The sequence below is a fragment of the Kitasatospora sp. NPDC001683 genome (assembly GCF_053596495.1).
Genome location: NZ_JBSFGK010000004.1, coordinates 143,959 through 170,142, shown reverse-complemented (window position 1 = coordinate 170,142; position 26,184 = coordinate 143,959). Strand labels below are relative to the sequence as shown.

Sequence of the window (26,184 nt, the reverse complement as noted above, 5' to 3'; positions counted from 1 at the left end):
GCGAAGATGATGTCGGGCTTTCCGGCGAGGGCGCGGGCGCAGGCGACGCGCTGCTGCTGGCCGCCGGAGAGCTGGGAGGGGCGGTGGCTGAGGCGTCCGGAGAGGCCGACGGTGTCGACGACCCGGTCGAGCCAGGCCTGGTCGGCCTTGCGGCCGGCGATGTCCATGGGGAGGGTGATGTTCTCCAGGGCGGTCAGGGTGGGGAGCAGGTTGAAGGCCTGGAAGATGAAGCCGATGTGGTCGCGGCGCAGTTGGGTGAGCTGCTTGTCCTTGAGGCCGACGAGTTCGGTGTCGCCGATGGTGGTGGAGCCGGAGGAGACGGTGTCCAGGCCGGCCATGCAGTGCATGAGGGTGGACTTGCCGGAGCCGGAGGGGCCCATGATGGCGGTGAACTCGCCCCGGGGGAAGGTGACGCTGACGTCGTCGAGGGCGACGACCCGGGTCTCCCCCTCCCCGTAGACCTTGTTCAGACCGGTGGCGCGGGCGGCCGCCAGGCCCGTGTGGACGGCGGCCGCGGTCGACGTGGTCACGGGGGTGCTCCTTGCTGGTTCGCGGATTCGTCCTTCCATGCTCCGCGACGCGATCATGGTTCTACGTCGCTCCGCCGGACGGTTGGCCCGACCACCGCTGGGTGTACGGAAGGGGCGCGACCCTCCTCCTGCGGTATGACGGGAACCCTGAGGGCGGCCTGGTGGCCGGAATCACCGTGCTTCGTGGCCGAATCCCGAACTATTCGTCAGATGGCAAGGAAACATGACAACTTCCGGGGCTGGGAACATGCGAAAGAGTGATCCGGGCGACTACTCTCAGGGGTGGTTCGCAGGACGCCCGGATGGTGGAACGCAGACACGGGCAGCTTAAAACTGCTTGGCCGCGAGGCCGTGCCGGTTCGAGTCCGGCTCCGGGCACCGCAACGACCCGCGGGGGCGCCACCGGCGTCCCCGCCGGGAGTCGTTCACCGGATCCTCCTCGCGGCGTATCCCGGAATTTTTGCCAAGCCATTACCCTGGTGCACGGGCGGCGCAGTGCCGCCACGGAGGGAATGAGCAATGAGAAGCAGCAACCCGGTCTTCTCGCGGGAAGGGTCGTTCACCCGCGAGCCCGGTTACGCGGGGTTCGGAACGAGCGGTCAGGCCGGGGCTCCGTACGGCAACCCCTACGCGGGGACGCAGTACGCCCAGCCCCAGGGGCAGGGCCCGCTGACGGACGAGCAGCTCTACCAGATGTACAACGGGCCGTCGGCCGGCCCCGCGGCCACCGGGCGGATGACGCTCGACGACGTGGTCGCCCGCACCGCCATGACGCTGCTCACCCTGGTCGCCGCCGGTGCGGTGGCCTGGTTCGCGCTGCCGTTCGAGAACTACGGCTTCGCGATCGCCGCCAGCCTGGTGGCCATGGTGGTCGGCCTGGTGGCCTCCTTCAAGCGCAGCGTCAGCCCGCCGCTGATCCTGACCTACGCGGCCCTCCAGGGCTTCGCGATGGGCGCCTGGTCGCACGCGCTGAACACCGTCCTGAACGGCATCGTGATCCAGGCGGTGCTGGGCACGGCGGCGGTCTTCGGGGCGATGCTGTTCGCCTACAGGAGCGGTCGGATCCGGGTCACCGCCCGCTACCAGCGGATCGGCCTCGCGGTCGGCCTGGGCTTCCTGCTGCTGATGCTGGTCAACGTGGTCGCGATGGCCTTCGGTGCCAACCTGGGGCTGGGTTCCGGCCCGTTGGGCATCGTGGTCGGTCTGGTCGGCATCGGTCTGGGCGCCTTCTTCCTGTCGCTGGACTTCGCGGCGATCGAGGAGGCCATCGCCCAGGGCGCCCCGCAGCGCGAGTCCTGGCGGGCCGCCTTCGGGCTCACCCTGTCGCTGGTCTGGATCTACATGGAGATGCTGCGGCTGATCGCGATCCTGCGCGGCGACGACTGACGCCCACTCCCCGCCGCACCACCACCGCCGGGCCCCGGAGCACGCCGTTCCGGGGCCCGGCGGCGTTTGGTTACGCTCCTGTGCATGCATGACGTACAGCCCCTGGTCGAAGCCGTCGACGAACTGGCGGACCGTTTCCGCTCGCTGCCGCAGAGCAAGCTGCTGGGCGCGGTGCCCGGACACCCGTCGCGGGCGGCGGCCGTGCTGGCGCTGGCCCGGCGGCTGGCCGCGCTCGCGCTGGCGGCGGAGGGCGGGCCGGAACGGGAGTTCCCGGACGCCGGGGCCTTCGCGGCGGGGGACCAGCTGGCCGTCGCCGGGCACGACCTGGCGGCCGCGCTGACGGTCCTGCCGGAGGGCGCCGAGGTGGCGCTGTCGGACGGTCCGGTGGTGGCGGGCGAGGTGCTGGCCGGGGCGGTGGCCGCAGTGCGGGAGACGGCCGAACTCTGCGCCTGAGGCTTCCCGGCGCCGGACACGCCGAAGGCCGGCCCGGTCGCTAACCCCTTGACCCGGCCGGCCTTCGGTCCCGCTGCGTGGGTGAGGTGGTGTCAGATGCTGGCGACCACCCGGTCCGCGAGCACGTAGACGGCCTCGTCGTCGGTGGAGAAGGTCAGCGAGTACGAGCCCGAGAAGCGCGAGCCGCCGAGCAGTCGGACGTGCTCACCGGCACGGACCGCGTCGATCAGCCGGTAGGCGGCCTCCCGGTCGCCGGGGGCCACGCAGAGCGTGGTGCCGTCGGCGAAGGCGTACACGTCCAGGGTGCCCAGCGGGCCCGGGCGGACGTCGACCAGGGCGACGGCCTCCTCGGCGAGGGCGGCGAGCCGGGTGTCGGTCCACTCGTGGGAGGGCGCCTGGCTCGGCACGAAGTCGGGGTGCGAGGGGTGGCGGCGCGGGTCGGGCGCGGCGGCCGGGGCGTCCTCCACGAGCGGCTCGGCGTCCAGCAGTCCGGCCTCCAGACCGGTGGCCAGCAGGTCGGCCTCGCGGCGGGCCCGGGCGTCCTTGGCGGTTTCGCCGACCGGGTGGCCGGGGCGCAGCGGGGCGCCGCCGTCGGTGCCGGGCTCGTTGATCAGGTCCTCCAGCGCGGAGCGCAGCGCCTCGCCGAACTCCGGGTCCATCGTCCCGGCGTTGTCGGCGGCGTCCTGCGGGCCGGTGGGGCGGGGGAAGAACAGCGGCCACTCTTCGGTGCCGGTGAACGGGGAGTCGAACAGTGGCGCGTCCTCGGCCGCGCGGGCCTCCTGCTCGGCCCAGAACGCCCGGGCCTCGGTGATCTCCCGCTCGCGGTCGGCGGCGAGCGCCTCGGTGACGGCCCGGCGTATCGCGGCCTCGTCCACCGGTGCGGGCACGGCCCGGGCCGCGGCCTGTGCGTCCAGCCGGCGGGAGATTCCGCGGAGACGGAGCAGCACGGCGGTCGACACGGTGATCAGGATCAGCAGCAGGATGGTGTAGACGGCGCTCACGGAACGTACTCCTAGCGAGGAGCGGAACGGGGTTACGTGTCCACACTGCCGCATGCGGGGCTGTTACCGCAGTGGCGAATGTCTAATTCGTCCGGAACTTTCGCGCTTGTCCCCAAATTGTTAGGTAACACCGTTCTACGCAGTGGAGTTGATCCGCTCCGCAGTGTCGATTTCCGGACCGGAAATGACGGAAAGGAGGGCCGGATCGACCTCGCGGTGTGATCCGGCCCTCAATTACGCTGCGTCACTCCAAATGGGTGGTCCAGACCCTTCGGAGGTGCCGGAGGGTCAGCTGAGGCGCTCGATGACCATGGCCATGCCCTGGCCGCCGCCGACGCACATGGTCTCCAGGCCGAACTGCTTGTCGTGCCACTGCAGGGAGTTGATCAGCGTGGTGGTGATCCGGGCGCCGGTCATGCCGAAGGGGTGGCCGACCGCGATGGCGCCGCCGTTGACGTTCAGCTTGTCCAGGTCGATGCCGAGGTCGCGGTAGGAGGGGATCACCTGGGCCGCGAAGGCCTCGTTGATCTCGACCAGGTCGATGTCGTCGATGGTCAGACCGGCCCGCCGGAGCGCCTGCTTGGAGGCCTCGACCGGGCCGTAGCCCATGATCTCGGGGGAGAGGGCGCTGACGCCGGTGGAGACCACCCGGGCGAGCGGGGTGATGCCGAGCTCGCGGGCCTTGGTGTCGGACATGATGACCAGGGCGGCGGCGCCGTCGTTCAGCGGGCAGCAGTTGCCGGCGGTGACGGTGCCGTCCGGGCGGAACACCGGCTTGAGGCCGGACACGCCCTCCAGGGTCACGCCGGCGCGCGGGCCGTCGTCGGTGCTCACCACGGTGCCGTCCGGCAGCGTGACGGGGGTGATCTCGCGCTCCCAGAAACCGGCCTTGATGGCGGCCTCGGCGAGGTTCTGCGAGCGGACGCCGAACTCGTCCTGCTCGGCGCGGGTGATGCCCTTGAGCGCGGCCAGGTTCTCGGCGGTCTGGCCCATCGCGATGTAGGCGTCGGGCAGCAGGCCGTCCTCGCGCGGGTCGTGCCACTCTCCGCCGCCCTCCTCGGCGCGCTTGGCGGTGCGGGCCTGGGCCTCGTCGAAGATCGGGTTCATGGTGCCGGGCAGTCCGTCCGAGGTGCCCTTGACGCTGCGCGAGACGGTCTCGACGCCGGCCGAGATGAAGACGTCGCCCTCGCCGGCCTTGATCGCGTGCAGCGCCATCCGCGTGGTCTGCAGCGAGGAGGAGCAGTAGCGGGTGATGGTGGCGCCGGGCAGGTAGTCCATGCCCATCTGCACGGCCACGATGCGGGCCAGGTTGTGGCCCTGCTCGCCGCCGGGCAGGCCGCAGCCGAGCATCAGGTCGTCGATCTGGCGCGGGTCGAGCTGCGGGACCTTGGCCAGGGCGGCCTGGATGATGTGGGCGGTCAGGTCGTCCGGGCGGACGTCCTTGAGCGAACCCTTGAAGGCCCGGCCGATCGGCGAACGGGCGGCGCTGACGATGACGGCTTCGGGCATTGCGGGCTCCTCGCTGGGTGACGGCGGACTCGGCGGTCCGGGAGGAAAGTTACCGCTTGGTAGCTCAACCGTCACCGGCCCCGGCGTGTGAGCTGGCCGACGTGCTCCCCGGATCCTCGCCCGGTTCCCGCGCCGCCTCCGGGCCGACCCGCAGCCGGTGGCGCAGCAGGGCCCAGCGCCGGCCCGCGCCCTCCGCCTCCACGGCCGCCACCTCGGTGCCCGCCCGCCCGGCCGCCGCCGCCGCGGCCACCGCGACCGGCAGCACCGTCTCGCCCGGGACGGCGGCGCTCGGCCGCTCCTCCTCCGGCCACAGGTCCAGCGCGGCGCACACCGAGGGCAGCACGGCCATCGCGGCGGTGGCATAGCCCTGGGCGGACGGGTGGTAGCGGTCGGCGGCGAACATCTCCGGGCGGGCGGCGAACTCCGGGCCCAGCAGCGAGCCCAGCGACACGGTGCGGCCGCCCGCCTCCACCACCGCGATGGTCTGCGCGGCGGCCAGCTGGCGGCTCAGTCGCCGGGCCACCCAGCGCAGCGGCGGGCGCACCGGCTTGATCGTCCCGAGATCCGGGCAGGTGCCCACCACCACCTCGCAGCCGTTCGCGCGCAGCGCGGCGACGGCCTCGCCGAGCTGGCGGACGGCGAGCTGGGCGGGGCTGTGCCGGGTCACGTCATTGGCGCCGACCATGATCACGGCGATGTCCGGGCGGTGCCGCAGGGCCTGCTCCAGCTGACCGGAGAGGTCGGCGGAGCGGCCGCCGGAGCGGGCCACGTTGACCAGCCGCACCGGGCGCTCGGCCACCGAGGCCAGACCGGCGGCCAGCAGCGCGCCCGGGGTCTCGCGGGCCCGGGCCACCCCGAGGCCGGCGCCGGTGGAGTCACCGAGGACGGCCAGCACCAGCGGGGGCTGCGGGGCGGTGCGCTGGTCGGCGAAGGCCTCGCCGTAGACGCCGTCCGCCTTGGGCGGGACGGTCTCCAGGATGCCGATGGCCTGGATGGCGAGCTTGCTCTCGGTCAGCAGCAGGCCCACCAGCCCCACCCCCAGCAGGCCGAGCCCACCGCCGCCGTAGGCCGCCGCAGTGGCGATCCGGCGGGCCACCCGGGCCCGCGAGTCCTGTGCGCCTGGCATCCGCTGCCCCCTTCGCGTCCTCGTGCCGTCCCCTCCGGGGCACGGCAACGCCTGCACAGCGCTCTTACCCGCGCGGAGGGCGGGAGTACCGGGGGCGGGGGAGGGGGTGGGCCATTGGGGGAGGCGGGGGCCGCTGCGCGGGGCCGGGTGGGGTGGAGAGGCAAGGGCGCGGAGGGCGGGAGTACCGGGGGCGGGGGAGGGGGTGGCCCATTGGGGGAGGCGGGGCCGGAGTGAGGAGAGGGCCGGAGGGGAAGCCCGGGGCGCCGCCCACGCCCTAGGCTTTGCAGTACCGAATGCACTCGCATGCCCATAGACCGGGAGGACCCCCGTGCGGTACCACAACTCGATCATCGACCTGGTCGGCAACACGCCGCTGGTCAAGCTGAACAAGGTCACCGAGGGCATCAGCGCGACTGTGCTGGCGAAGGTCGAGTACTTCAACCCCGGCGGCTCGGTGAAGGACCGCATCGCGATGCGCATGATCGAGGCCGCCGAGGCCTCGGGCGCCCTCAAGCCGGGCGGCACGATCGTGGAGCCGACCTCCGGCAACACCGGTGTCGGTCTGGCGATCGTGGCCCAGCAGAAGGGCTACAAGTGCATCTTCGTCTGCCCCGACAAGGTGTCCACCGACAAGATCAACACCCTGCGCGCGTACGGCGCCGAGGTCGTGGTCTGCCCGACCGCCGTCGCCCCGGAGCACCCGGACTCCTACTACAACGTCTCCGACCGCCTGGTCCGCGAGACCCCGAACGCCTGGAAGCCGGACCAGTACTCCAACCCGGAGAACCCGGCCTCGCACTACCACTCCACCGGTCCGGAGCTGTGGGAGCAGACCGAGGGGAAGATCACCCACTTCGTGGCGGGCGTCGGCACCGGCGGCACCATCTCCGGCACCGGCAACTACCTGAAGGAGGTCTCCGGCGGCAAGGTCAAGGTCGTCGGCGCGGACCCGGAGGGCTCGGTCTACTCGGGCGGCACCGGCCGGCCGTACCTGGTCGAGGGCGTCGGTGAGGACTTCTGGCCGACCGCCTACGACCGCAACGTCGCGGACGAGATCGTCGCGGTCTCCGACAAGGACTCGTTCCAGATGACCCGCCGCCTGGCCAAGGAGGAGGGCCTGCTGGTCGGCGGCTCCTGCGGGATGGCCGTGGTGGCCGCGCTGGAGGTGGCCCGCAAGCTCGGGCCGGACGACGTCGTCGTGGTGCTGCTGCCGGACGGCGGCCGCGGCTACCTGTCGAAGATCTTCAACGACGACTGGATGGCCGACTACGGCTTCCTGCCCTCCTCCACCGACGAGGCCCACATCGGCGAGGTGCTGGCCCGCAAGGAGTCCATGGAGCAGGGCGGCGTCCCGCAGTTCGTCCACATGCACCCGAACGAGACGGTCGCCGAGGCGGTCCGGGTGCTGCGCGAGTACGGCGTCTCGCAGATGCCGGTGGTCTCCCCGGGCGCCGGCCACCCGGACATCATGGCCGGCGAGGTGATCGGCTCGGTGGTGGAGAAGCTGCTGCTGGAGGGCATCTTCGCCAAGGAGATCGAGCTGACCGACACGCTGGACAAGGTGATGTCCAAGCCGCTGCCGGTGGTCGGCTCGGGCGAGACCGTCACCAACCTGATGACCGTGCTGGAGAAGGCCGACGCGGCGGTCGTGCTGGTCGAGGGCAAGCCGCAGGGCATCGTCACCCGGCAGGACCTGCTGGGCTTCCTGACCACCCGCGGCGCGCACTGACACCGGCTCACCGGGCGGGCGCGCACTGACGCCCGCTCACGGAGCCAGCTGACGCCGGCTCACCCCACTTCGCCCGTGGACGGACCGGAAGGATTCGTCCACGGGCGAAGTGGTACACCGGCGTCACCTGTCCGCAGCACGTGGTTAACACGGCTCCGGCATCGTGGTGGTCAACGGCGAGACGCCGAGCGAGACGGCAGCGGCCGACCGGGAGCGGCTCCCCGGCGGGCGCGGTCGGCTCCGGACACGTCGGACGGTCCTGACCCGGCCGCCGTGTCCGCCCTCCCCGACCGGCATCGGAGGGAGGGGCCCTCCGCGGGAGGCGCCGTCGTCCCGCCCCTGTCCGGCTCCGGCCGGTCGACAGGGTGCGGCGGCTCCCGCGGCGATCACCGCGCCGCACGGCGCGGCTCCGCGGTTCCCGGGTGGGGGAGCCGAGGCGGAGAAACGGTGGGGCCGGTCCTGTTCCGAGGACCGGCCCTTCCCGTGCGCCGCTTCCGGTGCGCGCCGGGGGGCCTTCGTTCCCGTACGCTCGCACGCATGACCAGCACTGAAACGACCGACGCCCCGCGCTACGTCAAGCTCAAGATCGAGCTCATCGCGGAGATCACCGACGAGGGCGCGCTCAAGGCGGCGGCCCTGCAGCAGGTCGCCGGGGACGAGTACCTCGACGACGAGGAGCGGGCCCAGTCCGTCGAGGCCATCGAGGTGGACCCGTCGGGTTCGCTCGCCCACTTCATCGACCCCGTCGCGCTGCTCGGCGACGTCCCGGGCGTCGAGCTCGCCTCGGCGACCTGGGAGTCGGCGCAGACCGAGTTCGACCCCGAGAGCGAGGAGTGGGACGAGTACACGGTGGAGGAGTCCGCCGAGTAACGGCCGCACCTGCGGTGGCCGCCGCCCGTGAACGCCCGGTCCGCCTTCGGCGGGCCGGGCGTTTTGTCCATGTTCAGCGGGAAGTTGGGTCATCTCATATGATCGCTTACCCTTCGGTGATGGAACCGTGAGCAGCCGGATTGCGTTTCTGTATCCGTAAATGCCCGGGATGGATCAGCAGGGAGACGCGACGTGACGGCACTGGACGGTCAGGGGCGGGTGGCCGGAAGCAGCTTGAGCCGACGCGGGATGCTCGCGGGCCTGATCGGCGCTCCGGTGCTGCTGCTCGCGGCCTGCAACGACAACAGCGGCGGCAGCGGCGGCAGTGGTGACAAGGCCGGCTCCGGCGGTGGCGGCGCCAGCGGCACCCCCGGCTCGGGCGGCGGCAGCGGCGCCCCGAAGACCTCGGCCGCCGTGATCACCGTCACCCCCGCGGACGGCACCACCGGTGCCAGCTTCAGCGAGCCGGTCAAGGTCACGGTCAGCAACGGCACCCTGAGCGCCGTCAAGGTCACCGACTCCACCGGCAAGGAGCTGGCCGGCCAGCTCTCCGCCGACAACACCAGCTGGACCTCGGCGGCGGCCCCGGCCAGCGGTACCAAGTACTCGGTCACCGCCAGCGGCGTCGACAAGGACAAGCTGGAGGCGGACGCCAACGCCACCTTCACCACGGCGACCCCGGCCAACACCTTCGTGGGCTACTTCACCCCCGAGGACGGCTCGGTGGTCGGCGTCGGCATGCCGGTCTCGATCAACTTCAGCAAGCCGATCACCGACAAGAAGGCCGTCCAGTCGGCGATCACCGTGATAGCCGAGCCGGGCGTCGAGATCGTCGGCCACTGGTTCTCCAGCACCCGCCTCGACTTCCGGCCCCAGGAGTACTGGGCCAAGGGCACCAAGGTCACCCTGAAGCTGCGACTCAAGGACGTCGAGGGCGCCAAGGGCGTCTACGGCACCCAGTCCAAGGACGTCGGCTTCACCATCGGCCGCGCCCAGACCAGCGTCGCCGACCTCGCCACCAAGAAGCTCACCGTCACCACGGACGGCCAGGTCAGCGCCGTCTACAAGATCTCCGGCGGCGCCCCCGAACACACCACCTGGGGCGGCAAGATGGTCATCTCCGAGCAGTTCACCCAGACCCGGATGAACTCGCAGACCGTCAACCTGGGCAGTGAGTACGACATCGCCGACGTGCCGCACGCCCAGCGCCTGACCACCTCCGGCACCTTCATCCACGGCAACTACTGGTCCTCGCCGTCGATCTTCGGCGGGCAGAACACCAGCCACGGCTGCGTCGGCCTGCAGGACGCCAAGGGCGCCTCGGACAGCAGCACGGACGGCTACAAGTTCTACAAGTCCTCGATCGTCGGCGACGTGGTCGAGGTCGTGAACTCCGGCGACAAGACCGTCGCCCCGGACAACGGCCTGAACGGCTGGAACCTGAGCTGGGCCGACTGGAAGGCCGGCAGCGCCGTCTGACCCTCCCCATCCGAAGAAAGCTCCCGGGCGGACCGAACCTCGCGGTCCGCCCGAGGAGTCTGATGGGTGTGAAACGCGAGCAGAGACAGCGACAGGACGCCGAATTCAGCGCGTTCGTCGCCGGGAGCGGCCGCCAACTACTGCGGCTGGCCGAGCTGTTGACCGGCGATCCGGAGCGGGCCAAGGACATCGTGCAGTCGGCGCTGGAGCGCGCCTACCTGCACTGGCACCGGATCACCGGCGACGACCCCACGGCGTACGTCCGCCGGATCGTGGTGAACCAGCACCGCGACTGGTGGCGTCGGCTGCGCAACCACGAACTGCCCACCGACCACACCCCGGACCGGCCGCTGGCCGAGGACCTGGCCGAACGGCAGGCCGAACGGGCGCTGCTGCACCAGGCGTTGGGCGCCCTCACCCGCCGGGAGCGGACGGTCGTGGTGCTGCGGTACTACGGGGACCTCACCGAGGCCGCCATCGCGGCCGAACTGGGAATCGCCCGGGGCACCGTGAAGAGCACCCTCAACCGGGCGCTGTCGAAGCTGCGCGCACACCCCGAACTCGCCGACCGCGCGGGCGGCCCGGCGGGCCCCATGACGTACATCGAGGTGACGGTATGAGCTTCGAGGACCGACTCGGAGAGCTGTTCAGGGACGAGGACCCGCACGCGGCCGGACCGGACCCGGCGGCGGTCATCGCCGGCGCCCGGCGGCGCCGCGCCCGGCGCAGGGTGGGGGTCGGGGCGGCCGCCCTGGCCGTGGCGCTGGTCTGCGGGGCGACGGCGGTGACGGTGGGCGGCGCCAGACCGGGCGGGGACGCCACGGCCGGGGCGGGGGCGGCCCCCTCGGCGGGGGCGTACGCCCTGGTGCCGCAGGCCCAACCGACTCCGACCCCGACGAAGACCGCGTTGCCGCCCTCGCCGGTGCGGCAGGTCGCGGTCGGGGAGAAGGTGCAGGTCACCGACACCTCTCGGATGTGGGTGACCGAGACCCAGCGTTGCGACGAGCAGCTCGGCCCGGACGGGAAGTGGTACTCGGCGTTCAGCTGCCGGGACGTCACCAGTGACAACCTGGACCACTCCCAGCCGCAGGTCTACTGCCAGGGCACCGGCGACGCACAGCACCTGGTGTCGCTCTGCTTCTACCTGGGCCCGACCCCTGACAAGATCATCTTGTTCGAGGACGGCAAGCCCCTTCCGGCCACCCTGGTCACCGCCCCGGGGATGAAGAACTGGACGGCCTTCTACCTGGTCCGGCCCGTCAAGCCCCAGCCGCAGCAGACCGCCCCCGTGGGGTGGCCGGCCGACCCGATCGGCGTCTACGACGCCCAGGACCGGCTGCTGGCCGAGTCCCCCGGCCGGACGGCCGACCACAAGTGGGTGCACGCGCCGGGCGCCACCGGCGAGACCACCGCGCCGACCGCGCCGACCACGCTGACCACGCCGACCGCGCCGACCGCTCACTGAGGCGGTCGCGCCGCCTCACCGCTTCGCGTAGTCCGCGAAGCCCTGCCAGTCGACGATCACGCACGGCTCGTCGCCCAGGATCCAGGCGTCGTGCCCCGGCGGACAGATCATGAAGTCGCCGGGGCCGTACTCGGCCTGTTCACCGTCGTCGATGACGATCTCCATCCGGCCCGAGACCACGTACCCCATGTGGGCGGCCTCGCAACTCTCGGTCCTGGCGATCGGCTTGACGTGCTTGGACCACTGCCACCCGGGCTGGAACACCGCCCGGCCCACCGGTCCGGCGTCCAGGTTGACCAGACGCAGTTCCCCCCATGCCCTCTTCGAAGGGGCGGACTTCCTCGGGTTCGTCGAAGCTCTTGCGGACGAGACCGGACATGGCGCGACTCCTCTCACGTGGGCGGCCCGGCCACCGGGGGGTGGCTGGGCCGCCCTGCCGGTGGTTCCAGTCTGAGTCCGGACCGGGGCGCGGTCACTCTGGGTGGCCGCGCCCCGGGCGGGTGCGCCGCGGGGGTCAGCCCTGGGTGCGGGCCACGCCGATCGGGCAGGAGGCGCCGGTACCGCCCAGGCCGCAGTAACCGTTGGGGTTCTTGGCGTCCGACAGGTACTGCTGGTGGTACGGCTCGGCCGGGTAGAACGGGCCGGCCGGGGCGATCTCGGTGGTGATCGGGCCGTAACCCAGCGCGGTCAGCGCGGGCTGGAAGGCGTCCCGGGTGGCGGTCGCGGCGGCGGCCTGGGCGGGGGAGTGGGTGTAGAGCGCGGAGCGGTACTGGGTGCCCACGTCGTTGCCCTGGCGGTTGCCCTGGGTCGGGTCGTGGGCCTCCCAGAAGGCCTTCAGCAGTTGCTCGTAGGAGATCACCGCCGGGTCGAAGACCACCCGGACCGCCTCGGTGTGCCCGGTCAGCCCGCTGCACACCTCCTCGTACGTCGGGTTGGGCGTGTGGCCGCCCTGGTAGCCGACCAGCGTCGTCCAGACGCCGGGCAGCCGCCAGAACGTGCGCTCGGCGCCCCAGAAGCAGCCCAGCCCGAAGTCGGCCACCTCCAGCCCCTCCGGGTACGGCCCGGTGAGCGGGTGGCCGAGCACGGTGTGCGGCTCGGTCAGGGCGAAACCCGGGGCCGGGCGGCCGGGCAGCGCCTGGTCGGCGGGGACGAGCGAGGTCTTGTGGTGGCGGCTGAACATCACGGCCTGCTCCAGCGGGGTAGGGAGGGTTGCCCAGGGTTCAACGCACCTGACGGCCCGCGGATTCCGTGCCCGGATTCCGGCGAGCGCACGGTCGCACGGCCACTAGGCTCGGAGCCATGACCGAGCACCAGCTTCCCCATGGCTTCGAGACCCTCGCCATCCACGCAGGGCAGGAAGCAGACCCCCAGACCGGGGCCGTCGTCACGCCGATCTACCAGGTGTCCACCTACAAGCAGGACGGGGTGGGCGGCCTGCGGGGCGGCTACGAGTACAGCCGCAGCGCCAACCCCACCCGCACCGCGCTGGAGGAGTGCCTCGCGGCGCTCGAGGGCGGCGCCCGCGGCCTCGCCTTCGCCTCCGGCCTGGCGGCCGAGGACACCCTGCTGCGCACCATCCTCAAGCCGGGCGACCACATCGTGATCCCCGATGACGCCTACGGCGGCACCTTCCGGCTGTTCGCCAAGGTGCTGACCCGCTGGGGCGTCGAGTTCTCCGTCGCCAACACCCAGAAGCTGGACGACGTCCGGGCCGCGCTGCGCCCCAACACCCGCGCGGTGTGGGTGGAGACCCCGTCCAACCCGCTGCTGGGCATCACCGACCTGGCCGGGCTCGCCGAGGTCGCGCACGGCGCCGGCGCGCTGCTGGTGGTCGACAACACCTTCGCCAGCCCGTACCTGCAGCAGCCGATCGCGCTCGGCGCGGACGCGGTCGTGCACTCCACCACCAAGTACATGGGCGGCCACTCGGACGTGGTCGGCGGTGCGCTGGTGCTGGCCGAGGCGGGCCTCGGCGAGGAGGTCGCGTACCACCAGAACGCGATGGGCGCCGTCTCCGGGCCGTTCGACGCCTGGCTGGTGCTGCGCGGCATCAAGACCCTGGGCGTCCGGATGGACCGGCACAGCTCCAACGCGGAGAAGGTCGCCGAGCTGCTGAGCAGCCACCCCAAGGTCAGCCAGGTGCTCTACCCGGGTCTGCCCGAGCACCCCGGCCACGACATCGCGGCCAAGCAGATGAAGGCCTTCGGCGGCATGGTCTCGTTCCGGGTCGCCGGCGGCGAGGAGGCGGCCGTCGAGGTCTGCAACCGCGCGCAGCTGTTCACCCTGGGCGAGTCGCTGGGCGGCGTGGAGTCGCTGATCGAGCACCCGGGCCGGATGACCCACGCCTCGGCGGCCGGCTCGCCGCTGGAGGTGCCGGCCGACCTGGTGCGCGTCTCGGTCGGCATCGAGTCGATCGACGACCTGCTGGCCGACCTCACGCAGGCGCTCGGCTGAGGCCGTTGGCTCTCACTGCCCCTGCTGGTTCGCCGTGTACGACTCCATCGCGAGGTTGAAGCGGGCCAGCAGGGCGCAGAACGCCTGCTGCTCCTCGGGCGGCCAGTCGGCCACCAGGCGGCGGGTCAACTCGGCCCGGCCGTCCCGGACTTCGGCGAGCCGGCCGATGCCGCAGGAGGTCAGCGCGAGCCGTACGGCGCGGCGGTCGGCCGGGTCCTGCACCCGGCCGACCAGCCCGGCCGCGACCAGCGGGGCGACCTGGCGGGTCACCGTGGAGGAGTCCACGCCGAGCGCCTCGGCCAGCGCCTTGACGTTCGCCGCACCGTGCCGCTCCAGGCGATCGAGCAGCAGGTAGGCGGCCCGGTCCAGCGTGCCGACGCCGCCGCCGGAGGTCCGGACCTGTTCCATCCGGCGGGCGAACACCGCCAGCTGGTACTGGAGTTGGGTGTGCACGGGCTCGGTTCGGTCAGTGGCCTGGGGCGAGGTCGTCGTCATCGCGGCTCACGATCGTCATGCGGTGAGAGAAGCTCAGAAGCAGCAGCGTACGCGGGCGGAGCGGGCCCGGGAACAGGCCCGACGTCCCCGATTGCCGGTGCTCGCACCCGGGGGCTCCCCGTGCGGGCCAGGCCGGGCGCGCTGATCCGGCCCGCCCCACACGGGGCGCCCTAGGCTGACATCATGCACAACTGGCCGATCACCCTCGACGACGTCCGCGGGGCCCAGAAGATGCTCGCCGGGGTCGTCCGGGTGACCCCGATGGAGGGCAGCCGGCACCTGTCCGGGCTGGTCGGCGCGCCGGTGCACCTGAAGTGCGAGAACCTCCAGCGCACCGGCTCCTTCAAACTGCGCGGGGCGTACGTGCGGATCGCGGGACTCTCGCCGGTGCAGCGGGCCGGCGGCGTGGTGGCGGCGAGCGCCGGGAACCACGCCCAGGGGGTGGCGTTGGCGGCCTCGCTGCTGGGGGTGCGCTCGACGGTGTTCATGCCGGTCGCGGCGCCGCTGCCGAAGGTCGCGGCCACCCGTGAGTACGGCGCCGAGGTGCGGCTGCACGGCACCACCGTGGACGAGGCGCTGCAGGCGGCGCAGCGGTACTCGGAGGCGACCGGCGCGGTCTTCATCCACCCCTTCGACCACTGGGACGTGGTCACCGGCCAGGCGACCGTCGGCCTGGAGATCCTGGAGCAGTGCCCCGAGGTGCGCACCATCCTGGTCGGGGTGGGCGGCGGCGGGCTGCTGGCCGGGATCGCGGCGGCGGTCAAGCCGCTGCGGCCGGACGTCCGGGTGGTGGGGGTGCAGGCGGCGGCCGCGGCCGCGTACCCGCCCTCGCTGGCGGCCGGGCGGCCGGTGACGCTGGAGCACTTCGCCACCATGGCCGACGGGATCATGGTCGGGCGCCCCGGGGACATCCCGTTCGAAGTGATCAACACCCTGGCGGACGGCATCCGCACGGTCTCCGAGGACGCCCTGTCGCGGGCCCTGCTGCTCGCCCTGGAGCGGCTGAAGCTGGTGGTCGAGCCGGCCGGGGCGGCGCCGATCGCGGCGCTGCTGGAGCAGCCGGACTCCTTCGAGGGCCCGGTGGTGGCGGTGCTGTCCGGCGGCAACATCGACCCGCAGCTGATGCAGCGGGTGCTGCGGCACGGACTGGCGGCGGCCGGGCGCTACCTGTCGCTGCGGGTGCGGCTGGCGGACAAGCCGGGCTCGCTGGCGGACCTGCTGGGGGTGCTGACCAGGGTGGACGCCAACGTGCTGGACGTCGCGCACGTGCGGATCGACCCGCGGCTCGGGCTGACCGAGGTCGAGGTGGACCTGCACCTGGAGACCAAGGGGCCGGAGCACTGCGCGCTGGTGGTGGGGGAGTTGCGGGACGCGGGGTACGTGGTCGCGGGCTGAGCGCTTCCGGTCCCGGTTCGAAGACTTTCTTCGAATCCCCTTGACGCGATGTATCGCGAGTCGTCAGACTCGCGATACATCGCGTTCTGTGTCGGTGTCGGGAACCGAGTCGCCCGTGCGCCCGAATGGGGGGCAAAGCGGAACAGATCGCCACAATCGTCCAAGGAGATGAGGCAGGCCATGGCGCCAGCCATCCAAGCCGAGAACCTGGTGAAGACCTTCGGCGACGTACGGGCCCTGGACGGCGTCAGCCTCGACGTCCCCGAGGGCACGGTGCTCGGGCTGCTCGGCCCGAACGGCGCGGGCAAGACCACCACCGTCCGCGTCCTGACCACCCTGCTCCGCCCCGACTCCGGCCGCGCGGTGGTGGCCGGCGTCGACGTCCTCAAGCACCCGAACCGGGTCCGCAGCCTGATCGGGCTGTCCGGCCAGTACGCGGCGGTCGACGAGTACCTGACCGGCTTCGAGAACCTGACGATGGTCGGCGAGCTGTACCAGATGCGCACCCGCGACGCGAAGGCCCGCGCGCTGGAGCTGCTGGAGTGGTTCAACCTCACCGAGGCCAAGGACCGCACCGCCAAGACCTACTCCGGCGGCATGCGCCGCCGCCTCGACCTCGCCGCCGCGCTGGTCGTCCGGCCGCCGGTGATGTTCCTGGACGAGCCGACCACCGGCCTCGACCCGCGCAACCGGCTCGCCCTGTGGGAGGTCATCGAGACCCTGGTCGAGCAGGGCACCACGCTGCTGCTCACCACCCAGTACCTGGAGGAGGCCGACCGGCTCGCGCACGACATCGCGGTGGTCGACCACGGCCGGGTGATCGCCCGCGGCACCGCCGACCAGCTCAAGGCGCAGATCGGCGGCGAGCGGATCGAGGTCGTGGTGCACGACCCGGGCCTGGTCACGGACGCGGTCGCGGCGCTGTCCGGGTACGCGCTGGGCGAGCCGGCGGTGGAGAAGAACACCCGGAAGATCACCGTGCCGGTCAGCGGCGGCGCCCGGGTGCTCGCCGACGCGATCCGCGAACTGGACGGCCGGGGCATCGAGATCGACGACATAGGCCTGCGCCGCCCGACCCTGGACGACGTCTTCCTCACCCTCACCGGCCATGTCGCCGATGCGGTCGAGGAGGACAACGGCGGCGCCTCCAAGGGGCGCGGCCGGGGCGGCCGGGGCCGCGGGAAGACGGGCGGCGATGACGCGGACGGCGCCGGCGACGGTCAGGAGCCGGACCAGCAGCAGGCCGTCACGGCCGGAACGGAGCGCTGAGATGAGCACCAGCACGGCCACCGAGCACGCCATCGGCGCCGCGATGCCCACGCCCCGCCGGGGCCTGTCCGCGACCTTGCACGACTCCTGGGTGGTCGCCAAGCGCAACCTCCGCCGGATGTCGCGGATCCCCGAGATCGTGGTGTTCGGGCTCATGCAGCCGGTCATGTTCGTGCTGCTGTTCTCGTACGTCATGGGCGGGGCGATCAAGATCCCCGGGGCGAGCTCGAGCTCCGACACCTACATCCAGTTCCTGATGGCCGGCATCTTCGCCCAGACCGTCACCTTCGCCACCGCCGGCGCCTCGGCCGGCATCGCGGAGGACATGACCAAGGGCCTGGTGGACCGCTTCCGCTCGTTGCCGATGGCCCGCTCGGCGGTGCTGGTCGGCCGCACCCTCGCGGACCTGTGTCAGACCGCGTTCACCGTGATCGTGCTGGCGTTGGTCGCGCTGGCGGTCGGCTGGCGGATCCACGACGGGGCGCTCAAGGCGCTCGGCGCCTTCGGGCTGCTGCTCCTGCTCGGCTACGCCTTCTCCTGGATCGGTGCGCTGATCGGACTGTCGGTGCGCAGCCCCGAGGCGGCCACCTCGGCCGGGCTGATCTGGCTGTTCCCGCTGACCTTCGTGTCCAACGCCTTCGTGCCGGTCAGCTCGATGCCGGGCTGGCTGCAGGGCGTCGCCTACTGGAACCCGTTCAGCGCGACGGTGCAGGCCTGCCGGGACCTCTTCGGCAACCAGGTCGGGCCGGTGGACAGCGCCTGGCCGATGCAGCACGCGGCGCTGGTGTCGGCGCTGTGGTCGCTGGTGATCACGGCGGTGTTCTCCTGGCTGTCGGTGCGCAAGTACCGCTCGGCCGTGGGGTGACCTCGTGGTGACCGTGGGGTGAAACGTCACCGCTGGAAACGCCCGAGGGCGGCCACGGGGTCCTGGTGGACTCCGCGGCCGCCCTCGGCGGTGTTCGAGGGTCGGATCAGCCGGCGTGCGGCACGACCTTGACGATCTTCACCATGGCCGGCTTGCCGTTCGGCAGCTCGTAGGTGGCCTCGTCGCCGATCTTCTTGCCGTCGATCGCGCGGCCCAGCGGCGACTGCGGCGAGTAGACGTCCAGGTCGTCGGCGCCCGCCACCTCGCGCGAGGCGAGCAGGAACTCCATGAGGTCGTCCTCGTCGCCGTCGAAGGCGACCGTGACGACCATGCCCGGGGCCACCACGCCGGAGTCGGCCGGGGCCTCGCCGACCTTGGCGCGCTCCAGCAGCTGGGTCAGCTGGCGGATGCGCAGCTCGTACTTGCCCTGCTCCTCCTTCGCCGCGTGGTAGCCGGCGTTCTCCTTGAGGTCGCCCTCCTCGCGCGCCGCCTCGATCTTCTGGGCGATCTCGATGCGCCAGGGCCCGGTCAGGTGATCCAGCTCGGCCTTGAGCTGGTCGTAGCCGGCCTGAGTGAGCCAGGTCACGTTCTCACTGGTCTGGGTCACGGGTGCTCCTCGTAGGTGCTGGGGGGCTGTGCTGAGGGTGTGAGTCGTCAGCAGGGTCGTCGGTGATATCGGTCTTAACTACAAAGCAACGCCCGCTCCCGTACCATCCGGTGCGGAAGGGGCGAAACCACGAGCCTAACAAGTCCTGCCGACAAGCGGGAGAGCCGTTGTCGTGGCATTGACGGTGGCGTTACGCCACGGTGTACAGGAACCGGGTGCGGGACTTCCTACGGATGCCCGTTCTGTCGGACGAGTATGCGTCCCCGGGCCGTTCCCCGTCTCCTCCTGGCCTGCTTGCCGGCGTACCTCCCGGCCCTGCGTCCCGGTCTACTTCGCCTTCGCCGGGGTGCAGCCCAGCAGCTCGGCGGTGGTGCCGCGGGCGGTGGTGCGCAGGGTGACGGTGGCGTCGTAGCTCGACCCGGCCGCCGGGACCGGGAAGTCGGCCACCCCGACCACCGCGTGGTCGTCGCTCTGCGAGCGGACCGTACAGGTACCGGCCGTGCCGTCGCTCTTGCTCACGGTCAGGTGCAGCTGCACCTCGGAGTCGGAGAGCACCTGGAAGGTCGGCACCGAGCCGTTGATCTTGGACTCGCGCAGCAGGTAGGAGCCGCCCAGCCAGGCGATCAGGCCCAGCCCGAGCACGCCGCAGACCGCGCCGACCACCTTCAGGCGGCGGTCCGAGTCGCCGTCGTCGCGCCGGCCGTAGCGCCCCTCGGGCAGCTGCGTGGCGGTGCTCTGTGCAGTCATCGGACTTCGTCCTCTCCTCGGGAGGGGCCGCGCGGGCGGTGCGGGGGAATGCCACGGTCTCCCAGTCCGTCACTATAGGAGGGGCACGCCCGCGGCCGGTCCGGCGGGGGCGGGGCTCGGCCGCGCCGGAGACCTGCCGCGGGCCGGGCCTTGCGGCGACGCGGTCCCCAAGTGAGCGGTTCGTACGGTGGGCTGACCGGACTTCGCGGAACGCCCGATGACGTGGAAGGAACGCAAGGCGTTGACTGAGCAGTTGCGACTGATGGCGGTGCACGCCCACCCGGACGACGAGTCCAGCAAGGGCGCGGCCACCATGGCCAGGTACGTCGAGCAGGGTGTGGACGTGCTCGTGGCCACCTGCACGGGGGGCGAGCGCGGGTCGGTCCTCAACCCCAAGCTCCAGGGGGACCCGTACATCGAGGCGAACATCCACGAGGTGCGCCGCAAGGAGATGGACGAGGCGCGGGCGATCCTCGGCGTCAAGCAGGCCTGGCTGGGCTTCGTCGACTCCGGCCTGCCGGAGGGCGACCCGCTGCCCCCGCTGCCCGAGGGCTGCTTCGCCCTGCAGGACGTCAAGGAGGCGGCCGAGCCGCTGGTCCGGCTGATCCGCGAGTTCAAGCCGCAGGTCATCACGACCTACGACGAGAACGGCGGCTACCCGCACCCGGACCACATCATGACCCACAAGATCACCATGCTGGCCTTCGACGCCGCCGGTGACCCGGACGCGTACCCCGAGGCCGGCGAGCCCTGGCAGCCGCTCAAGCTGTACTACAACCACGGCTTCCCGATGGGCCGCATCCGCGCTCTCCACCAGTACCTCACCGAGCGCGGCCAGGACTCCCCGTACGGCGAGTGGATCGCCGGCTGGGAGAAGAGCGGCCGCAAGGAGCGCGAGATCACCACCCGGGTCCGCTGCGACGACTGGTTCGAGACCCGCGACCGCGCGCTGATCGCCCACGCCACCCAGATCGACCCGGACGGCCCGTGGTTCCGCGTCCCCCTGGAGGTCCAGCGCGAGGTCTGGCCCACCGAGGACTACGAGCTCGCCCGTACCCTGATTGACGTGGACCTCCCGGAGGACGACCTGTTCGCCGGACTGCGCACCCCCACCCTGGCGGCCGAGGCCGTCGACGCGCGCGACTGACCCACCCCCCGACGGCCCGGCTCGGCGTGAGCCGGGCCACCATAGAGATATGAGCGCCCCCGTGAACCTCATCCACCTCGCCGCTGACCTCGCCGTCGACGACGCCAAGGTCACCCCCGGTCTCCTCGGCTTCGTCGTCTTCGCCGCCCTCGGCGTGGCGACGTGGTTCCTGGCCAAGTCGATGAACCGGCAGTTCAAGAAGGTCGACTTCACGGAGGAGCCGGAGGCCCCCAAGGAGTGACCCGCCGCGGCCGGCCCCCGCCGTCAGCCGCGGGGGGACCGGCCGTCGGCGGACTCGGCCGGGTCCGGACCGGCCTGACGTGTGGGTGGGGGGCGATGCGCGAGGATGGGGGCATGCCGAACCGTCTCGCGGACGCGACCTCGCCGTACCTGCTGCAGCATGCCGAGAACCCGGTCGACTGGTGGCCGTGGGGGCCGGAGGCCTTCGCCGAGGCCGAGCGGCGGGGGGTGCCCGTGCTGCTGAGCGTCGGGTACGCGGCGTGTCACTGGTGTCATGTGATGGCGCACGAGAGCTTCGAGGACGCCGGGCTCGCCGGGTACCTGAACGAGCGGTTCGTCGCGGTCAAGGTGGACCGGGAGGAGCGGCCGGACGTCGACGCGGTGTACATGGAGGCCGTGCAGGCCGCGACCGGGCAGGGCGGCTGGCCGATGACGGTCTTCCTCACGCCGGACAAGGAGCCGTTCTACTTCGGTACGTACTTCCCGCCGCAGCCCCGGCACGGGATGCCGTCCTTCCGGCAGGTGCTGGAGGGCGTGGACGCGGCCTGGCGGGACCGGCGGCAGGAGGTGGGGGAGGTCGCCGGGCGGATCCGGGCCGACCTGGCCGAGCGGGCCTCCGTCTACTCGGCCGGCGCCCACAACCCGCCCGGTGAGGCGGACCTGCACCAGGCGCTGGTGACCCTCAGCCGGGAGTTCGACCAGAGCCGCGGCGGCTTCGGCGGGGCGCCCAAGTTCCCGCCGGCCATGGTGATCGAGTTCCTGCTGCGCCACCACGCCCGGACCGGATCGGAGGCGGCGCTGGAGATGGCCGTCCGCACCGGTGAGGCGATGGCCCGCGGCGGCATCCACGACCAGCTCGGCGGCGGCTTCGCCCGGTACGCGGTGGACGCCGGCTGGGTGGTGCCGCACTTCGAGAAGATGCTGTACGACAACGCCCTGCTGCTGCGGGCCTACCTGCACCTGTGGCGGTCCACCGGCTCCGAACTCGCCCGCCGGGTCGCGCTGTCGACGGCGGACTTCCTGCTGCGCGAACTCCGCACCCCCGAGGGCGCGTTCGCCTCCGCGCTGGACGCCGACAGCCTGGACGAGGAGACCGGCGCCGCGGCCGAGGGCGCCTACTACGTCTGGGAGCCCGGCCAGTTGGTCGACCTGCTCGGACCGGCCGACGCGGCCACCGCCGCCCGGCTGTTCACCGTCACCGCCGACGGCACCTTCGAGCACGGGACGTCGGTGCTCCAACTCCTCGCCGAGCCCGAGGACTTCACCGAGTACGAGGAGATCCGGCGCCGGATGTTCCAGGCCCGGGCCTCCCGGCCCGCACCGGCCCGGGACGACAAGGTGGTCGCCGCCTGGAACGGCCTCGCCATCGCCGCGCTCGCCGAGACCGGCGCCCTGCTGGAGCGCCCCGACCTCGTCGAGGCCGCCGAAAGCGCCGCCGACCTGCTGCTCGCCGTCCACCTCACCCCCGACGGGCGGCTGCTGCGCACCTCCCGGGACGGCCGCCCCGGCACCAACGCCGGCGTCCTGGAGGACTACGCGGACACCGCCGAGGGCTTCCTGGCGCTGTACGCCGTCACCGGCGAGGCGGAGTGGCTCCAGCTGGCGGGCGGCCTGCTCGACACCGTGCTCAAGCACTTCACCGACGAGACCTCCGGCGCCCTCTACGACACCGCCGACGACGCCGAGCAGCTCATCCGCCGCCCCCAGGACCCGACCGACAACGCCACCCCGTCCGGCTGGACCGCGGCCGCCGGAGCCCTGCTCGGCTACGCCGCGTACACCGGCTCCGACCGGCACCGCACGGCCGCCGAACGCGCCCTCGGCATCGTCGGCGCACTGGCCGGGCGGGCGCCGCGGTTCATCGGCTGGGGCCTGGCCGTCGCCGAGGCGCTGCAGGACGGGCCGCGCGAGGTCGCCGTCGTCGGCCCCGCCGACGACCCGGCCACCGCGGCGCTGCGCCGGGCCGCGCTGCGGGGCACGGCGCCCGGGGCGGTGGTCGCGGTCGGCGCACCGGGAGAGGCCGCCGCGGAGGTTCCGCTGCTGGCGGACCGGCCGCTGGTCGGCGGCGCGCCCGCCGCCTACGTCTGCCGGCACTTCGCCTGCGAGGCGCCGACCACCGATCCCGCGGTGCTCGGCGAGCGGCTGGGCGTCGTACTCGAATAATCGTTGGCGGGCGGGCGTCGAGCGGGGCGAGGATGGGCCATGGCCTGGACCCTCAGCACCTCGCTCGACGACTTCCGCGGCCGGGCGGCGGCCTTCCTGGCCGCCCGCCCCGCCGAGAACACCGTCCTGCTCACCGTCCTCCACCGGCTCGCCGAAGCCGGGCCCTCCGTGTTCGGGGAGTGGCCGCCGGTCTTCGGCTGGTGGCAGGCCGAGCCGGGCGGCCCGGTCGAGGGCGCCTTCCTCCAGACACCGCCGTTCGCGCCCCGGCTGTCCGCCATGCCGCGGGCCGCGGCCGCCGAGCTGGCGGTCCGGCTGGCCGCGGCCGGGCCGGAGTTCACCGAGGTCGCCGGCGTCGGCGGGGGAGTGGAGCCGGTCCGGGCCTTCGCCGAGGCCTGGACGGCCGCCACCGGCGCCGGGCAGTCCGTCCGCGCTGAGGAACGGCTCTACCGGCTCGGCGAGTTGACCGACCCGCCCCGCCCACCGGCCGGCCACCCCCGGCTCGCCGAGCCGGCCGACCGGGAGCTGGCGATCCGCTGGTGGCAGGAGTTCCTGCTCGAAGTGAAGATTCCGCTCCACGACGTGACACGCACGGTGGACGACCGGATCGCGTCCGGCGGCCTCCACCTCTGGGAGGACGCGGGCAGCCCGGTCGCCCTGGCCGGCAGCACCCCGGTGCTCGCCGGGATGTCCCGCATCGGCCCGGTCTACACGCCTGCCGACCTCCGCGGTCGCGGCTACGCCAGCGCCGTGACCGCGGCCGCGTCCGCCCACGTCCTCGGCCTGGGGGCACAGGAGGTGCTGCTCTACACCGACCTCGACAACCCGACCAGCAACTCCATCTACCAGCAGATCGGCTACCGGCCGGTGGAGGACTGCCTGGTGCTGGACTTCCGGGCGCGGTAGGGCGGTTACGCGTCCTCGGTGAGGTGGCCGCCGGTCACGCCGACCACCTTCGTCTCGAAGGGGTCGAAGGGGGTGGAGGCCGTCGTCGCGGTGGTCGGCGACGGCAGGTGGTCGGCGTTCTGGTAGTCGTGCGCGCAGGTGATCAGATGGCCGCCGGCCGTCTTCATGTCGGTGGAGAGCCCGTCCAGCAGTGCCTTCCAGGCACTGCTGCACCCCGTCAGCGCCGCTCCGCTCTGCCAGCCGGCCAGGCTCCCGGCGGCCGTGGCGCTGGGCTCGGCCAGCTTCGCGGTCTCCTCGGGGACCTTCCCGGCCACCGTCAGCGCGTTGTTCCCGGCGGCGGTCAACTCGCCCGGTTTGACCGTGAATCCCGGATCCTGCCCCATCGGTTCCCCCTGACATCACTGCCCCCTGCGGACGCTATGGTAGCCGTGAGTGTCGCGGGAGACACAGGGCGTACAGGGGGCCTGGGGATGGACATCGCAAGCCTGCGGAACGCCAAACCGGCGGACCTCTACACGGCGGCGGGGGCGTACGACACGCTGGCCAAGGCGTTGTCGCAGCACGCCACGGACTGGAAGTGCGGGACCGCCGACCGGGTCCACGGTTCCCGGTGGACCGGGCCGACGGCCGACGCCGCGATGCCGGTGCTCGACGGCCTCACCGGCAAGATGCGCGCGGCGGCGACGGAGCTCGGCCTCGTCGGCAAGGGGATCCGCGACTGCGCCGACGCCATGACGCTCGCCCAGGGCAGGCTCACCAATGCGCTGTCCGATGCGCGGACCAAGGGCTTCACGGTCAGTGACACCGGTGCCGTGAGCTGGCCCGCGTCGACCAACCCGTACCAGGCTCCGGACTGGGAGACCAAGCAGAAGACGGCTGCCGACGGGATCAGCAAGCAGATCGCCAAGGCCCTGGCCGACGCGGCGGAGGCCGACAGCGCCCTGACCGGCACGCTCAACAGGTTCGCGGGGCATGCCAAGGACAAGTCGGGCCTGGACGAGAAGACGGCCGGTGCCGACGCGTACATGGACCAGTTCGGCGATGCGTCCGACCCGGCGTGGCAGTGGAACATGCCCCTCAAGGACGCGCCCCCCACCGAGGTCAACTCCTGGTGGAAGGGGCTCGGCCCGCAGGGCCAGCAGTGGTACCTGAGCCACCACCCGGAGGTGCTCGGCAATCTCGACGGGATTCCAGCGGAGATCCGGGACCAGGTGAACCGCAAGTACCTGGGGGACCTGATGGAGCCCATCAGGACCAAGCACAAGCTGGGCCAGCCGCTGGACTCAAGCGACAAGGCGAACCTCGCCCTCTACGGGCCGATCGCCGCCCGCCTTGCCGACAGCAAGGGTGACCCGCCGATCTACCTGCTGGGCCTCGGCAGCGAGGGCCAGGGACGGGCGGTCCTCTCGTTCGGGAACCCGGACACCGCCACCGACATCTCCTCCTACGTGCCGGGAATCACGACCACAATGGCCAGCCTCGGGCCAGGGAAGAACGACGGGACCAACGAGGCGGAGAACGCGCTGAACCTCTACCGCGCCGCGAGCGGCAAGGCTCCGGCCGGTCACTCCGTAGCCTCGGTCGTCTGGCTCGGGTACGACTCGCCGGGGATGGACTTCGGGGCCGCATCGACGAAGGCGGGCAAGGACGGCGCCCCGGCGTACGCCCAGTTCCTCAGCGGGGTGCGGGCGAGCCACGAGGGCGCTCAGCCACCGCACGTCACTGCGGTCGGGCACAGCTACGGTTCGTACTTGGTCGGCCAGGCCACCAAGCTGGCCGCCCAGCCGGGCTCGCGCTACGTGCCCCCGGATGATGTGGTCTTCATCGGTAGCCCGGGCGTCGGCGTGGACAAGGCCGCTGACCTCACGATGCCCGCCGGTCACGTGTGGGTCGGTGCCGCCGACAACGACGTCGTGACGCACGCCCCGTCGAAGTTCAGCCTCGACCCGGACGAGCGCTGGTACGGACGGGACCCGTCGAGCAAGCACTTCGGCGCGAACCGCTTCACCGTCGACGACTGGAGCCGTGGCAACCCCATCGACGCGCACACCAAGTACCTGAACGGGAGGGGCGGGCCCTCGCTGGACAACATCGCGGCCGTCGTCACGGGCAGCGGGGGCGTCAAACTGCAGGGTCGACGCGGATGAAGCGGCCGCGACGCAGGCTGGGTTGTTCCGTGGTGACGGTGCTCGTCCTGGCCACCGGGGCGGGGATCGCCGGCGGTTCGACACCACTACGGGCAGTCGGGCGACGCACTACACCGAGCTTCATCGCTCCGGGCGCGGTGACATCCTGTTCACGCTCTCGGTGACGACCGTCACGGACGACCCGGCCGTGACGGTGGCCGGGCG

The 26,184-nt window shown here is 72.3% G+C and carries 25 protein-coding genes, 1 tRNA gene and 1 pseudogene; 17 read left to right on the top strand and 10 right to left on the bottom strand.

What is annotated here, in order from left to right:
- Nucleotides 1-530 (bottom strand): ABC transporter ATP-binding protein (locus ACWCYO_RS03635; RefSeq protein WP_449783213.1); only part of this gene is annotated, 530 nt, incomplete at its 3' end.
- A gap of 296 nt (nucleotides 531-826) precedes the next feature.
- Between ACWCYO_RS03635 and ACWCYO_RS03630 the strand changes: the two genes are divergently transcribed.
- The 3 genes from ACWCYO_RS03630 (at nucleotide 827) to ACWCYO_RS03620 (ending at nucleotide 2,369) form a co-directional block, all read left to right on the top strand.
- Nucleotides 827-908: transfer RNA gene (locus ACWCYO_RS03630), tRNA-Leu, on the top strand.
- Nucleotides 909-1,049: 141 nt separating this feature from the next.
- The gene (locus tag ACWCYO_RS03625) at nucleotides 1,050-1,916 is read left to right on the top strand and encodes a Bax inhibitor-1/YccA family protein (RefSeq protein ID WP_270144565.1); all 867 of its coding nucleotides are present in this window, start codon (nucleotides 1,050-1,052) and stop codon (nucleotides 1,914-1,916) included.
- A gap of 84 nt (nucleotides 1,917-2,000) precedes the next feature.
- Nucleotides 2,001-2,369 carry a hypothetical protein gene (locus ACWCYO_RS03620; protein WP_270144563.1) on the top strand — a complete coding sequence of 123 codons (369 nt, stop codon included), beginning with the start codon at nucleotides 2,001-2,003 and terminating at the stop codon, nucleotides 2,367-2,369.
- 92 nt (nucleotides 2,370-2,461) lie between these two features.
- Here the strand turns inward: ACWCYO_RS03620 and ACWCYO_RS03615 are convergent, their stop codons facing one another.
- The 3 genes from ACWCYO_RS03615 to ACWCYO_RS03605 form a co-directional block, all read right to left on the bottom strand.
- Nucleotides 2,462-3,370, bottom strand: coding sequence for a hypothetical protein (locus ACWCYO_RS03615; RefSeq protein WP_449783212.1), 909 nt, complete (start codon nucleotides 3,368-3,370; stop codon nucleotides 2,462-2,464).
- Between the two features lie 288 nt (nucleotides 3,371-3,658).
- Nucleotides 3,659-4,879: an acetyl-CoA C-acetyltransferase gene (locus ACWCYO_RS03610; protein WP_270144559.1), complete on the bottom strand. Its 1,221-nt coding sequence runs from the start codon at nucleotides 4,877-4,879 to the stop codon at nucleotides 3,659-3,661.
- Between the two features lie 64 nt (nucleotides 4,880-4,943).
- Entirely contained in the window at nucleotides 4,944-6,005 is a 1,062-nt protein-coding gene (locus ACWCYO_RS03605; RefSeq protein ID WP_270144557.1) for an SGNH/GDSL hydrolase family protein, read from the bottom strand.
- 328 nt (nucleotides 6,006-6,333) lie between these two features.
- Between ACWCYO_RS03605 and ACWCYO_RS03600 the strand changes: the two genes are divergently transcribed.
- The 5 genes from ACWCYO_RS03600 to ACWCYO_RS03580 all read left to right on the top strand — a co-directional run bounded on the left by ACWCYO_RS03600 (nucleotide 6,334) and on the right by ACWCYO_RS03580 (nucleotide 11,548).
- Entirely contained in the window at nucleotides 6,334-7,734 is a 1,401-nt protein-coding gene (locus ACWCYO_RS03600) for a cystathionine beta-synthase (RefSeq protein WP_270144555.1), read from the top strand.
- Between the two features lie 537 nt (nucleotides 7,735-8,271).
- Complete coding sequence (locus ACWCYO_RS03595; protein ID WP_030286581.1) at nucleotides 8,272-8,604, top strand: hypothetical protein; 333 nt, start codon at nucleotides 8,272-8,274, stop codon at nucleotides 8,602-8,604.
- 249 nt (nucleotides 8,605-8,853) lie between these two features.
- Nucleotides 8,854-10,083 (top strand): L,D-transpeptidase, encoded by a 1,230-nt coding sequence (locus ACWCYO_RS03590; protein ID WP_405000813.1) that lies wholly within the window; start codon nucleotides 8,854-8,856, stop codon nucleotides 10,081-10,083.
- Between the two features lie 62 nt (nucleotides 10,084-10,145).
- Complete coding sequence (locus ACWCYO_RS03585) at nucleotides 10,146-10,703, top strand: SigE family RNA polymerase sigma factor (RefSeq protein WP_449783211.1); 558 nt, start codon at nucleotides 10,146-10,148, stop codon at nucleotides 10,701-10,703.
- A complete protein-coding gene (locus ACWCYO_RS03580) occupies nucleotides 10,700-11,548 on the top strand; it encodes a hypothetical protein (protein ID WP_449783210.1) in 849 nt (282 codons plus the stop codon). Before ACWCYO_RS03585 ends, ACWCYO_RS03580 begins: the two co-directional genes overlap by 4 nt.
- Nucleotides 11,549-11,563: 15 nt before the next feature.
- Here ACWCYO_RS03580 and ACWCYO_RS03575 read toward each other — a convergent pair.
- Both ACWCYO_RS03575 and msrA read right to left on the bottom strand, forming a co-directional pair.
- Nucleotides 11,564-11,927 (bottom strand): annotated as a pseudogene (locus tag ACWCYO_RS03575) (cupin domain-containing protein).
- A gap of 135 nt (nucleotides 11,928-12,062) precedes the next feature.
- Entirely contained in the window at nucleotides 12,063-12,728 is a 666-nt protein-coding gene (gene msrA, locus ACWCYO_RS03570) for a peptide-methionine (S)-S-oxide reductase MsrA (RefSeq protein ID WP_270144546.1), read from the bottom strand.
- A gap of 119 nt (nucleotides 12,729-12,847) precedes the next feature.
- Between msrA and ACWCYO_RS03565 the strand changes: the two genes are divergently transcribed.
- Nucleotides 12,848-14,002 (top strand): cystathionine gamma-synthase, encoded by a 1,155-nt coding sequence (locus ACWCYO_RS03565; protein ID WP_270144545.1) that lies wholly within the window; start codon nucleotides 12,848-12,850, stop codon nucleotides 14,000-14,002.
- A gap of 12 nt (nucleotides 14,003-14,014) precedes the next feature.
- Here ACWCYO_RS03565 and ACWCYO_RS03560 read toward each other — a convergent pair whose 3' ends face one another.
- Nucleotides 14,015-14,497, bottom strand: a complete 483-nt coding sequence (locus ACWCYO_RS03560; RefSeq protein WP_270144542.1) for a MarR family winged helix-turn-helix transcriptional regulator — start codon at nucleotides 14,495-14,497, stop codon at nucleotides 14,015-14,017.
- A gap of 183 nt (nucleotides 14,498-14,680) precedes the next feature.
- Between ACWCYO_RS03560 and ilvA the strand changes: the two genes are divergently transcribed.
- The 3 genes from ilvA (at nucleotide 14,681) to ACWCYO_RS03545 (ending at nucleotide 18,026) form a co-directional block, all read left to right on the top strand.
- Entirely contained in the window at nucleotides 14,681-15,892 is a 1,212-nt protein-coding gene (ilvA, locus tag ACWCYO_RS03555) for a threonine ammonia-lyase (RefSeq protein ID WP_449783209.1), read from the top strand.
- Nucleotides 15,893-16,072: 180 nt separating this feature from the next.
- Entirely contained in the window at nucleotides 16,073-17,161 is a 1,089-nt protein-coding gene (locus ACWCYO_RS03550; RefSeq protein WP_449783208.1) for an ATP-binding cassette domain-containing protein, read from the top strand.
- Nucleotide 17,162: 1 nt separating this feature from the next.
- The gene (locus ACWCYO_RS03545) at nucleotides 17,163-18,026 is read left to right on the top strand and encodes an ABC transporter permease (RefSeq protein WP_270144536.1); all 864 of its coding nucleotides are present in this window, start codon (nucleotides 17,163-17,165) and stop codon (nucleotides 18,024-18,026) included.
- Nucleotides 18,027-18,132: 106 nt separating this feature from the next.
- Here ACWCYO_RS03545 and greA read toward each other — a convergent pair whose 3' ends face one another.
- Together greA and ACWCYO_RS03535 are read right to left on the bottom strand one after the other, a co-directional pair.
- Nucleotides 18,133-18,633 (bottom strand): transcription elongation factor GreA, encoded by a 501-nt coding sequence (gene greA / locus ACWCYO_RS03540; RefSeq protein WP_030286600.1) that lies wholly within the window; start codon nucleotides 18,631-18,633, stop codon nucleotides 18,133-18,135.
- Between the two features lie 327 nt (nucleotides 18,634-18,960).
- Complete coding sequence (locus ACWCYO_RS03535; protein ID WP_270144533.1) at nucleotides 18,961-19,380, bottom strand: DUF4307 domain-containing protein; 420 nt, start codon at nucleotides 19,378-19,380, stop codon at nucleotides 18,961-18,963.
- Nucleotides 19,381-19,621: 241 nt separating this feature from the next.
- Between ACWCYO_RS03535 and mca the strand changes: the two genes are divergently transcribed.
- From mca to ACWCYO_RS03515, 4 genes are all read left to right on the top strand, one after another.
- On the top strand, nucleotides 19,622-20,527 hold the full coding sequence (gene mca, locus ACWCYO_RS03530; RefSeq protein ID WP_270151032.1) for a mycothiol conjugate amidase Mca: 906 nt from the start codon (nucleotides 19,622-19,624) through the stop codon (nucleotides 20,525-20,527).
- A gap of 49 nt (nucleotides 20,528-20,576) precedes the next feature.
- Nucleotides 20,577-20,768, top strand: a complete 192-nt coding sequence (locus tag ACWCYO_RS03525) for a hypothetical protein (protein WP_270144532.1) — start codon at nucleotides 20,577-20,579, stop codon at nucleotides 20,766-20,768.
- Between the two features lie 113 nt (nucleotides 20,769-20,881).
- Nucleotides 20,882-22,930 (top strand): thioredoxin domain-containing protein, encoded by a 2,049-nt coding sequence (locus tag ACWCYO_RS03520; RefSeq protein ID WP_449783207.1) that lies wholly within the window; start codon nucleotides 20,882-20,884, stop codon nucleotides 22,928-22,930.
- 39 nt (nucleotides 22,931-22,969) lie between these two features.
- On the top strand, nucleotides 22,970-23,833 hold the full coding sequence (locus ACWCYO_RS03515) for a GNAT family N-acetyltransferase (protein ID WP_449783206.1): 864 nt from the start codon (nucleotides 22,970-22,972) through the stop codon (nucleotides 23,831-23,833).
- 5 nt (nucleotides 23,834-23,838) lie between these two features.
- Here ACWCYO_RS03515 and ACWCYO_RS03510 read toward each other — a convergent pair whose 3' ends face one another.
- Complete coding sequence (locus ACWCYO_RS03510; RefSeq protein ID WP_449783205.1) at nucleotides 23,839-24,216, bottom strand: hypothetical protein; 378 nt, start codon at nucleotides 24,214-24,216, stop codon at nucleotides 23,839-23,841.
- Between the two features lie 87 nt (nucleotides 24,217-24,303).
- Here ACWCYO_RS03510 and ACWCYO_RS03505 point away from each other — a divergent pair, with 87 nt between their 5' ends.
- Nucleotides 24,304-25,980, top strand: a complete 1,677-nt coding sequence (locus ACWCYO_RS03505; protein ID WP_270144524.1) for an alpha/beta hydrolase — start codon at nucleotides 24,304-24,306, stop codon at nucleotides 25,978-25,980.
- The last annotated feature ends 204 nt before the right edge of the window (nucleotides 25,981-26,184 follow it).

Coding starts and splice junctions, on each gene's coding strand:
- ACWCYO_RS03625 (WP_270144565.1), top strand. CDS start 1,050: ATGAGAAGCAGCAACCCGGTCTTCTCGCGGGAAGGGTCGTTCACCCGC.
- ACWCYO_RS03620 (WP_270144563.1), top strand. CDS start 2,001: ATGCATGACGTACAGCCCCTGGTCGAAGCCGTCGACGAACTGGCGGAC.
- ACWCYO_RS03610 (WP_270144559.1), bottom strand. CDS start 4,879: ATGCCCGAAGCCGTCATCGTCAGCGCCGCCCGTTCGCCGATCGGCCGG.
- ACWCYO_RS03605 (WP_270144557.1), bottom strand. CDS start 6,005: ATGCCAGGCGCACAGGACTCGCGGGCCCGGGTGGCCCGCCGGATCGCC.
- ACWCYO_RS03595 (WP_030286581.1), top strand. CDS start 8,272: ATGACCAGCACTGAAACGACCGACGCCCCGCGCTACGTCAAGCTCAAG.
- ACWCYO_RS03590 (WP_405000813.1), top strand. CDS start 8,854: ATGCTCGCGGGCCTGATCGGCGCTCCGGTGCTGCTGCTCGCGGCCTGC.
- ACWCYO_RS03585 (WP_449783211.1), top strand. CDS start 10,146: ATGGGTGTGAAACGCGAGCAGAGACAGCGACAGGACGCCGAATTCAGC.
- ACWCYO_RS03580 (WP_449783210.1), top strand. CDS start 10,700: ATGAGCTTCGAGGACCGACTCGGAGAGCTGTTCAGGGACGAGGACCCG.
- msrA (WP_270144546.1), bottom strand. CDS start 12,728: ATGTTCAGCCGCCACCACAAGACCTCGCTCGTCCCCGCCGACCAGGCG.
- ACWCYO_RS03565 (WP_270144545.1), top strand. CDS start 12,848: ATGACCGAGCACCAGCTTCCCCATGGCTTCGAGACCCTCGCCATCCAC.
- ACWCYO_RS03560 (WP_270144542.1), bottom strand. CDS start 14,497: ATGACGACGACCTCGCCCCAGGCCACTGACCGAACCGAGCCCGTGCAC.
- ilvA (WP_449783209.1), top strand. CDS start 14,681: ATGCACAACTGGCCGATCACCCTCGACGACGTCCGCGGGGCCCAGAAG.
- ACWCYO_RS03550 (WP_449783208.1), top strand. CDS start 16,073: ATGGCGCCAGCCATCCAAGCCGAGAACCTGGTGAAGACCTTCGGCGAC.
- ACWCYO_RS03545 (WP_270144536.1), top strand. CDS start 17,163: ATGAGCACCAGCACGGCCACCGAGCACGCCATCGGCGCCGCGATGCCC.
- ACWCYO_RS03535 (WP_270144533.1), bottom strand. CDS start 19,380: ATGACTGCACAGAGCACCGCCACGCAGCTGCCCGAGGGGCGCTACGGC.
- ACWCYO_RS03525 (WP_270144532.1), top strand. CDS start 20,577: ATGAGCGCCCCCGTGAACCTCATCCACCTCGCCGCTGACCTCGCCGTC.
- ACWCYO_RS03520 (WP_449783207.1), top strand. CDS start 20,882: ATGCCGAACCGTCTCGCGGACGCGACCTCGCCGTACCTGCTGCAGCAT.
- ACWCYO_RS03515 (WP_449783206.1), top strand. CDS start 22,970: ATGGCCTGGACCCTCAGCACCTCGCTCGACGACTTCCGCGGCCGGGCG.
- ACWCYO_RS03510 (WP_449783205.1), bottom strand. CDS start 24,216: ATGGGGCAGGATCCGGGATTCACGGTCAAACCGGGCGAGTTGACCGCC.
- ACWCYO_RS03505 (WP_270144524.1), top strand. CDS start 24,304: ATGGACATCGCAAGCCTGCGGAACGCCAAACCGGCGGACCTCTACACG.